Origin of the sequence: Ahrensia marina (assembly GCF_001293565.1) — a bacterium.
GTDB classification, from domain to species: Bacteria; Pseudomonadota; Alphaproteobacteria; order Rhizobiales; family Rhizobiaceae; genus Ahrensia; species Ahrensia marina.
Genome location: NZ_JXMU01000046.1, coordinates 1 through 7,537, shown reverse-complemented (window position 1 = coordinate 7,537; position 7,537 = coordinate 1). Strand labels below are relative to the sequence as shown.

The following is a 7,537-nucleotide window of genomic DNA, read 5'->3' as shown; positions in this document are numbered from 1 at the left end:
TGATGGAAAACGGCATGATGGACGGTATGGGTGGCATGATGGGATTCATGGGTGGCGGTATGCTGCTCGTGGTAGTCGTGTTGGTAGGAATTGGTTTCGCCATTGGCTACGCTGTGGCAAAACGACGGTAGGAGAACCGCCCTCGTCGTCGCAAAAACCATCCTTTTTGCAACTCATACTCGTTCTCACTAAAATCAGAGGTTTGTATGTCGCAAAAGTTTGTTGCAAAACTAAAACCAAGGTCACTTGGGCTCCTTCTGGTCATTTGCCGCACGGCTGAGGAGGCTAAAGCCGAAGCGGAGAGTTTTCACCCGTCCCTTATCAGACTAAATGAGCCGCGCTTCTAACCAGCTTTGGCGCGTTATGTTGGGCGTTTACGGTATCTTATCCAACACCTTAAAACCTGATGCACACTGTTTTGAATGAACAGAAAGTTGAGCATCGCGGCTGCATTAGAGAAAAACAGAATTGCGCTTTTGCGCATCGTGTTTTGCTGGTTGAACGCAGCACTGTTAGTCAATGCGTGCAAAGATAGATTATTGCCGCCGCGATTGGCCCGCTGGATTGATGTCCTCATATCTAAAGCCGAAAAAGCAGCCGCCTATTTGCTGATTGCTTCGTTTTACCACGCGCAATTCTCAAAATGCAGCGTGCTTGCTTTTGAAAAAGAGGCGATGAAGCTTGCCGCGTTCCAGAGCACAATAACGCTGAGTGCGCTCACCATCACCGGCATCATCAAGCGGCTAGAAGCGCTACAAAACTTACTGCATAATCTTCATCTCATTGCGCGGCGTTTGGGCAAAAAAATTGCTGCGCGTGCGCGTGTTTTGGCGATGAAAACAGGCGCTATGCAGGTCGCATGCGACCCGTCCGTGGCACTATTTGCCAATCATTATAGGGTTAAAGAAGCAATCCCGCCCTAAGCCAAAGTAGAGTGCTAGGCTTTGTCAAACCGCCTCTCCACTCGGGTGCGGTAACAATAAAGTGTGTTTCGTGAAATGAACCAAACCCTGTCACAATCGTATGTATGTATGACGCTTTAAATCAGGAGATTGACATGAAAATTCGCACCGCCCTGCTTTCCTCTATCGCACTTGGTTTGACCTCCCTCTCTGCGCAAGCATTCGAGATTGCCGGCACCAATGGTACTTCACTTGAAGCAACAGAGATTGCTACTTTCAACGAACCATGGGCGATGGTGATGGGCGAAAGCGGCAACGCGCTGATTACAGAAAAATCAGGACAATTATTTCAACTGTCAAAGGACGGTACGAAAACAGAAATTACCAATGTTCCGGATGTCGTTTACGGCGGACAGGGCGGGCTCGGCGATGTCATTTTTGCTAATGATGCCGAAGATGAAATTTATCTGTCTTATGTCGAGCAAGGTGCCGAAAGTGCCGGCGCAGTTGTTATCAAAGCAAAATTGCAGACAAATGGAGACGGCGGACTTCAGCTTGCCAATATTTCGCATATTTGGGAGCAGGATAAGCAGGGACGACAAGGCCATTATTCCCACAAGCTGGCAATCGGCCCTGATAATAAGCTCTACATCACATCCGGCGACAGGCAGATGCAAAAGCCGGCACAGGATATGAGCGTCAATCTTGGCAAGCTGATACGTCTTAATCTTGACGGTTCAGTGCCGGACGATAATCCGTATCAAAATGACGGTGAATTGGCCAAAACGTTCTGGACTGTTGGACACCGCAATATGCTTGGCATTGCCTTTGCCTCGGACGGCAAATTGTGGACCCATGAGATGGGACCGCGCCACGGCGATGAATTGAACCTGATCGAAAAAGCGACAAATTACGGTTGGCCAGTTGTTTCAAACGGCGATAATTATTCAGGCGTACCGATCCCCGACCATGACACCGAGCCAAAGTTCAATGCACCGGAGGCGTCTTGGGTGCCGTCTATCGCACCATCCGGCCTTGTGATCTATAATGGCGATCAATTTGCCGATTGGAATGGTGATGCGTTTATTGGCGGGCTTGCCAGTCAGGCGCTTATCCATGTGGATATTGATGGCACATCAGCATCAGAAAATGAGCGTTTTGAATGGGGCAGCCGTGTGCGCGAAGTCGAACAGGGCAATGATGGCGAGATTTATGTGCTTGAAGACGGCCCTGAAGGCCGCCTGCTCAAGCTAGAACCAAACGGATAGCAAACCACAGACAATAAACAGCGCATATGATCAGTGACGCGGAAAATATCTGGAAGCGCCATTTGAGCTTATTTGTCGTGATATAGACAAAGCTGTGCGCTGTTTTAAGAACGACAAACAGCCATGCCAAACCTAAGGCAACGATATCAACTGAGCCGGTTGAGTGAAATGCCAAGGATATGGCGAAAAAGATAACCGGCAGCTCAAACTGGTTTGAAACTGCGTTGCCGAATTTTGCAATTTCCTGCGGTTCGTTTTGTTTTGGCAGTTTATAATCATGTGCTTTTGCCTGCCCGCTTTTTACTGAACCAAAACGCGCCCGCCCCATCGGTATATATAGATAGAGCGAGACAAGAGCCTGAATGATGAGCGGCCAAAAGATAAGGTTCTGATTCATTGTGGTTCCTATCCGGCGTTTGGATAATTGGGGCTTTCACGCGTAATCGTGACATCATGCGTATGACTTTCGCGAAGTCCTGCATTGGTAATACGTACAAATTGAGATTTCTCGCGGAAAGATTGCAGATCGGCGCAGCCTGTGTAGCCCATCGCCGCGCGCAGGCCACCAGCCAATTGATGCAGCACAGCGCCAACCGGCCCTTTATATGGTACCTGCCCTTCGATACCTTCCGGCACAAGTTTCAACGTGTCACGCACTTCGCCCTGGAAATAACGGTCTGCTGATCCGCGCGCCATTGCGCCGACAGAGCCCATACCGCGATATGATTTGAATGAGCGGCCTTGATAGAGATATACTTCGCCCGGACTCTCGTCCGTGCCTGCCAACATCGAGCCAACCATGACGGCATTGGCACCTGCAGCCAAGGCTTTTGCCATATCACCGGACAGTTTGATGCCGCCATCAGCAATAACCGGAATGCCCGCTTTTGAAGCGGCTTCAACGGCCGACATAATGGCGCTTAATTGAGGTACACCAACACCGGCGACAACGCGTGTTGTACAGATTGAGCCCGGTCCAATACCTACTTTGATGGCATCAGCACCTGCATCAATCAGCGCCTTTGCACCATCGGTTGTGGCGATATTGCCAGCCATGATGCGCACAGCGTTGGACATTTTCTTAACCTGTGTCACCGCATCCAAAACGCGTTGTGAGTGACCATGCGCTGTGTCCACCACGATCAGATCAACACCCGCAGCAATCAAGCGCTCGGCGCGTTCAATCGCATCATCGCCCACTGAAACAGCGGCACCAACGCGCAAACGCCCCTGCCCGTCTTTGGCCGCGTTTGGGTTCAGTTGTGATTTTTCAATATCTTTAACTGTGATCAAACCAACGCAAAAACCGCGCTCGTCAGTTACCAATAGTTTTTCGATACGGTGATGATGCAATAAACGTTTTGCTTCATCCTGACTGACATTTTCGCTCACCGTGATGAGGCTTTCATGCGTCATAAGTTCTGAAATTTTCTGTTCCGGATTAGAGGCAAAACGCACATCGCGATTGGTCAGAATACCAACCAGCTTGCCAGGCTTTTGGCTGCCTGTTCCTGAATTTTCAACAACCGGAATACCCGAAATATTGTAACGCTTCATCAAGCCGAGCGCGTCCGCCAAAGTTGCCTCAGGTCCGATTGTCACCGGATTGACAACCATGCCGCTTTCAAATTTTTTGACCTGATAAACCTCTTCTGCCTGCGCTGCAGGATCAAGATTACGATGTACAATTCCAATACCGCCGGCTTGGGCCATAGCGATTGCAAGTTTGCTTTCTGTAACGGTGTCCATCGCAGCAGACATGATTGGCAAAGATAGATCAATACCATCGGCAATGGTGGTAGAAATATCCGTTTGTCCCGGCATTACTTCAGAATGCGCAGGCTGCAACAAAACATCGTCAAAGGTCAGTGCTTGCTCACCTGTGGGCGTTATAAGAATTTTGGACATGGGGTGTCATCCGTCATTGGGGCAAACTTGCGATTGCCAATTGATGCGTTGACACCGGCTGCTACCACGGCTTTACGACATATAAAAGACCCTAAAGCCGCTTTAACAAAAGTTTGCCCCCTAATTTTAGGAGGGCAAACCAATCGTTTTCTTTTTAGCTGTACCACTCACCCATTTTAGCTTCAATTTCGCCTTCCAGCAGCTTGGCAAATTCTGCAGGATCTTGTGTACCGTTGTCGCGGCCACGATAGTGGTATGGATACACATATGTCGGCTTGAATTCAGAAACCGCTGAAGCTGCCGCTTCCACATCCATTGTAAATGGCAAATTCATGCAAACGAACGCCAAGTCTATGCCTTCAAGTGCGCGCATTTCGGGAATATCTTCGGTGTCACCGGAAATATAGACGGTAAAGCCTTCAAAGCCCAGAACGTAGCCATTGTCGCGGCCCTTGGGATGAAACTGCAAACGTTCCTCTGTTGTATTATAGGCTGGTATCGCTGATATTTTGAGGCCGTTAAAATCCGTTTCCTCGCCGTTTGCCAATGCAGACGCTTTGGATTTCAACTCTTCAGACAACATGTCCTTAACAGCCGGATTGGTAATTATCTGCGTATTCTCGCCGATAAGAGCCGCCAATGTCTCGGCATTGTAATGATCACCGTGCTCGTGGGTTATCAGCATTAAATCCGGCGCGGGAAAGTCAGCATAATCTTCCGCCTCCCCAACCGTATCAACGTAAATCGTGCCGACCGGGGTTTCCATAACAAATGATGCATGCGCAACAGGATGGACTTTTATATCCCCTGCATCTGTCTGAAAAACATCACTGGAGTGGCCAGCCGCACGGGCGGCATAAGGCAATAAGGTTACCGCTGCTGTCAGGGCTGTGGCAGAGTGGATGAACTGACGTCGTGAAATAGACATGAAGACCTCCCTTTGGTGTTGGTCTTCATGATATGGCGCAGAGTTCCGGAAAGACAACGCGTTCCGGTTTCAACTTTTTGCGAGCAAATTTGCCTTACAGCAGATCAAGCGTCTTGCGCTTTACCTTTAAAGTTCTTCGCCAGCAGATAAAGCTCGACACTTTCAGAACGGCTGGACGGCGGTTTTATGTGGGCTACGGTTTTGAAATTCGCTTTCAATAGATCAAGCAAAGCCTTTTCGGTTCCGCCTTGAAAGGTTTTGGCCAAAAAATGCCCGCCCGGCTTGAGCACTTTAATCGCAAAGTCTGCCGCCACTTCCACAAGATACATTGTCCGCATATGATCCGTATTTTTATGTCCGACGGTCGGCGCGGCCATATCCGACATAACGATGTCCGGCTCAGCACCCAGTGCCTCAATAAGCGCATCGGGTGCATCATCATCCAAAAAGTCTTTTTGGAAAACATGAACGCCGGGCATCTGGTCCATCTCCAGAAAATCGATCGCGACTATGGATTTGTTTTCATCCGAAGAACCGCACCTGTTGACCGCAACCTGACACCAGCCACCGGGCGCGGCACCAAGATCGATAATCTTGGATCCCTTTTTCAAAATCTTATGCTTGTCGTCGATTTCGATCAATTTATACGCTGCACGTGAACGCATGCCTTCGGCTTTGGCGCGCTGCACATATGGATCGTTTAATTGACGCTCAATCCATCTGCGCGATGAAGGCTTCAGCTTCTGTCCTTTTTTGACATGGGCATTGATGGAGCGGCCGCTGACTGACGCCGCACGGCGCTCACTTCCAGACTTCTTTTTCATCGGTTCGGCCCTTGCCTGTTCCTTGGTTTCCAATTTCGATGATAGCCGCGTTTACGTCTGCGCCAAGCACCATCTGAAGCCATCATCTCGGTTAAAATTCCTTCGCGCAATCCCCGATCAGCCACGCGCAGACGGTCTGAAGGCCAGGCTTGGCGAATTGCTTCTAAAATAGCACACCCTGCCAGAACCAGATCTGCACGCTCAGCACCAATGCAGGCATTGGCAGAGCGCTCTTCATAAGACCAGCCAAGAAGCTGCGCATTAATGGCATCAACCTGTTTCGATGACATCCATAGACCATCAACACGGCGACGATCATAGCGCGGCAAATCAAGGTGGATACCCGCCAGTGTTGTTACGGTGCCTGATGTTCCAATGAGATGGAAATCATCGCCAGTAACACTGCGATCACCGAACGAACTGCTGGTCATCAAATCCGCATCGCCATATTCATGAAGCAGACTTAATGCGTAGCCGACCATATCATCAAATTTTGTTTGATTGACATGTTCTCCGCCGAATTTTTCCGCCATTGTCACTACACCAACGGGCAGTGACGTCCATGCGCGGATATGATTGGCAAGGCGGCCGCCGCGATGATTTTCAGCATCCACCAGTGCAATCTCGGATGACCCGCCGCCAATATCAAACAAAATGATGGATTTGGCACTGCGATCAACAAGTGAAGAACACCCCGAAACGGCCAAACGTGCTTCAGTTTCGCGGTCAACAACTTCGAGTTTCAAGCCGGTTTCCTCTTCGACACGCAAAAGGAAATCCGCGCCATTATAGGCAGACCGGCAAGCTTCTGTTGCAACCAGACGTGCACGTTGGATCGGCCGTGCATAAAGTTTGTCGCGGCACACTTTTAAAGCCTCAACCGCCCTGTCCATAGCCGCATGGGACAAGCGGCCCGTCGTCCCGAAACCCTCACCTAAGCGTACAATGCGCGAAAAGGCATCAATCACACGAAAACTGCCGGGCTTTGTGGGTACCGCAACCAATAAACGGCAATTATTAGTGCCGAGATCAAGCGCAGCATAAGCATCATTTTGCTGGTAGACTGAAGAACGGCTCGCTTGCGACTTATCGCGTTGGGGCTCTGCAGGTCTTGCTTCAACGTATTTATGGGCAACACTTCCCGCAACACCAAGAGGAACGCCGACGGCAGCTTGATGGCCAACATTTGCGCCGCCGCGCTTTCTGCGGCGTTTACGCCGTCGCTTCTTCAATTTTGGTTCGTCAGACTCGCCATTGCCCGTATGCAGTGCGGCAGAGCGCGTGTCTTTATCAAGACTACGCACCGCTTTTGCCTGATCCGATTGAGTGGCAGTTGACCCGGATTGGGCATTATCTGCAGCTCCGCCGGATAGACGGGTCTGGTGATCAGATCTGAAATCTCCAGATGCCGATCCAGATGACGGGGCTGACAATTCAGGGCCAAGCCCTGATTTGCCAGTTTTAGTCACGTTCATTCCTCTCACGCGGTGCAGCCATAGGCGCAGCACACGTTTTATGTTCAAGTTGAGCAAAGCGTAACAGCCAAGGCGTGAATCGCCAATATGAAATATATAAATAAAGATAATTGCATTTCAGAATTAAGAGCACTATATCACGCGCCGTCAGCACAATTTGTGCTCATTCTCTTGGGGAATAGGTTAACGGTAGACCCGCAGACTCTGACTCTGTTAGTCCTGGTTCGAATCC

Annotated in this window: 7 protein-coding genes; 2 read left to right on the top strand and 5 right to left on the bottom strand. The window is 49.9% G+C overall.

Annotation, left to right across the window (positions count from 1 at the left end):
* Window positions 1-422 precede the first annotated feature (422 nt).
* Window positions 423-923 carry a hypothetical protein gene (locus tag SU32_RS16820; RefSeq protein ID WP_054000540.1) on the top strand — a complete coding sequence of 167 codons (501 nt, stop codon included), beginning with the start codon at window positions 423-425 and terminating at the stop codon, window positions 921-923.
* A 134-nt stretch (window positions 924-1,057) separates the two neighbouring features.
* Window positions 1,058-2,170 carry a PQQ-dependent sugar dehydrogenase gene (locus tag SU32_RS16815; RefSeq protein WP_054000542.1) on the top strand — a complete coding sequence of 371 codons (1,113 nt, stop codon included), beginning with the start codon at window positions 1,058-1,060 and terminating at the stop codon, window positions 2,168-2,170.
* Here SU32_RS16815 and SU32_RS16810 read toward each other — a convergent pair.
* The 5 genes from SU32_RS16810 to SU32_RS16790 all read right to left on the bottom strand — a co-directional run bounded on the left by SU32_RS16810 (window position 2,148) and on the right by SU32_RS16790 (window position 7,305).
* Window positions 2,148-2,567 (bottom strand): MAPEG family protein, encoded by a 420-nt coding sequence (locus SU32_RS16810; protein WP_054000539.1) that lies wholly within the window; start codon window positions 2,565-2,567, stop codon window positions 2,148-2,150. The genes SU32_RS16815 and SU32_RS16810 overlap by 23 nt on opposite strands.
* An 8-nt stretch (window positions 2,568-2,575) precedes the next feature.
* Complete coding sequence (guaB, locus tag SU32_RS16805; RefSeq protein WP_054000538.1) at window positions 2,576-4,078, bottom strand: IMP dehydrogenase; 1,503 nt, start codon at window positions 4,076-4,078, stop codon at window positions 2,576-2,578.
* A gap of 154 nt (window positions 4,079-4,232) precedes the next feature.
* Window positions 4,233-5,006 carry an MBL fold metallo-hydrolase gene (locus tag SU32_RS16800; RefSeq protein WP_054000537.1) on the bottom strand — a complete coding sequence of 258 codons (774 nt, stop codon included), beginning with the start codon at window positions 5,004-5,006 and terminating at the stop codon, window positions 4,233-4,235.
* A 104-nt stretch (window positions 5,007-5,110) separates the two neighbouring features.
* Window positions 5,111-5,830, bottom strand: a complete 720-nt coding sequence (locus SU32_RS16795; RefSeq protein WP_054000536.1) for an RlmE family RNA methyltransferase — start codon at window positions 5,828-5,830, stop codon at window positions 5,111-5,113.
* Window positions 5,827-7,305 (bottom strand): Ppx/GppA phosphatase family protein, encoded by a 1,479-nt coding sequence (locus SU32_RS16790; RefSeq protein ID WP_082376867.1) that lies wholly within the window; start codon window positions 7,303-7,305, stop codon window positions 5,827-5,829. The genes SU32_RS16795 and SU32_RS16790 overlap by 4 nt, the downstream gene beginning before the upstream one ends.
* Between the last annotated feature and the right edge of the window lie 232 nt (window positions 7,306-7,537).

Bases quoted from the DNA above. Each gene is read 5' to 3' on its own strand.
- SU32_RS16820 (WP_054000540.1), top strand. From the start codon at position 423: ATGAACAGAAAGTTGAGCATCGCGGCTGCATTAGAGAAAAACAGAATT.
- SU32_RS16815 (WP_054000542.1), top strand. From the start codon at position 1,058: ATGAAAATTCGCACCGCCCTGCTTTCCTCTATCGCACTTGGTTTGACC.
- SU32_RS16810 (WP_054000539.1), bottom strand. From the start codon at position 2,567: ATGAATCAGAACCTTATCTTTTGGCCGCTCATCATTCAGGCTCTTGTC.
- guaB (WP_054000538.1), bottom strand. From the start codon at position 4,078: ATGTCCAAAATTCTTATAACGCCCACAGGTGAGCAAGCACTGACCTTT.
- SU32_RS16800 (WP_054000537.1), bottom strand. From the start codon at position 5,006: ATGTCTATTTCACGACGTCAGTTCATCCACTCTGCCACAGCCCTGACA.
- SU32_RS16795 (WP_054000536.1), bottom strand. From the start codon at position 5,830: ATGAAAAAGAAGTCTGGAAGTGAGCGCCGTGCGGCGTCAGTCAGCGGC.
- SU32_RS16790 (WP_082376867.1), bottom strand. From the start codon at position 7,305: ATGAACGTGACTAAAACTGGCAAATCAGGGCTTGGCCCTGAATTGTCA.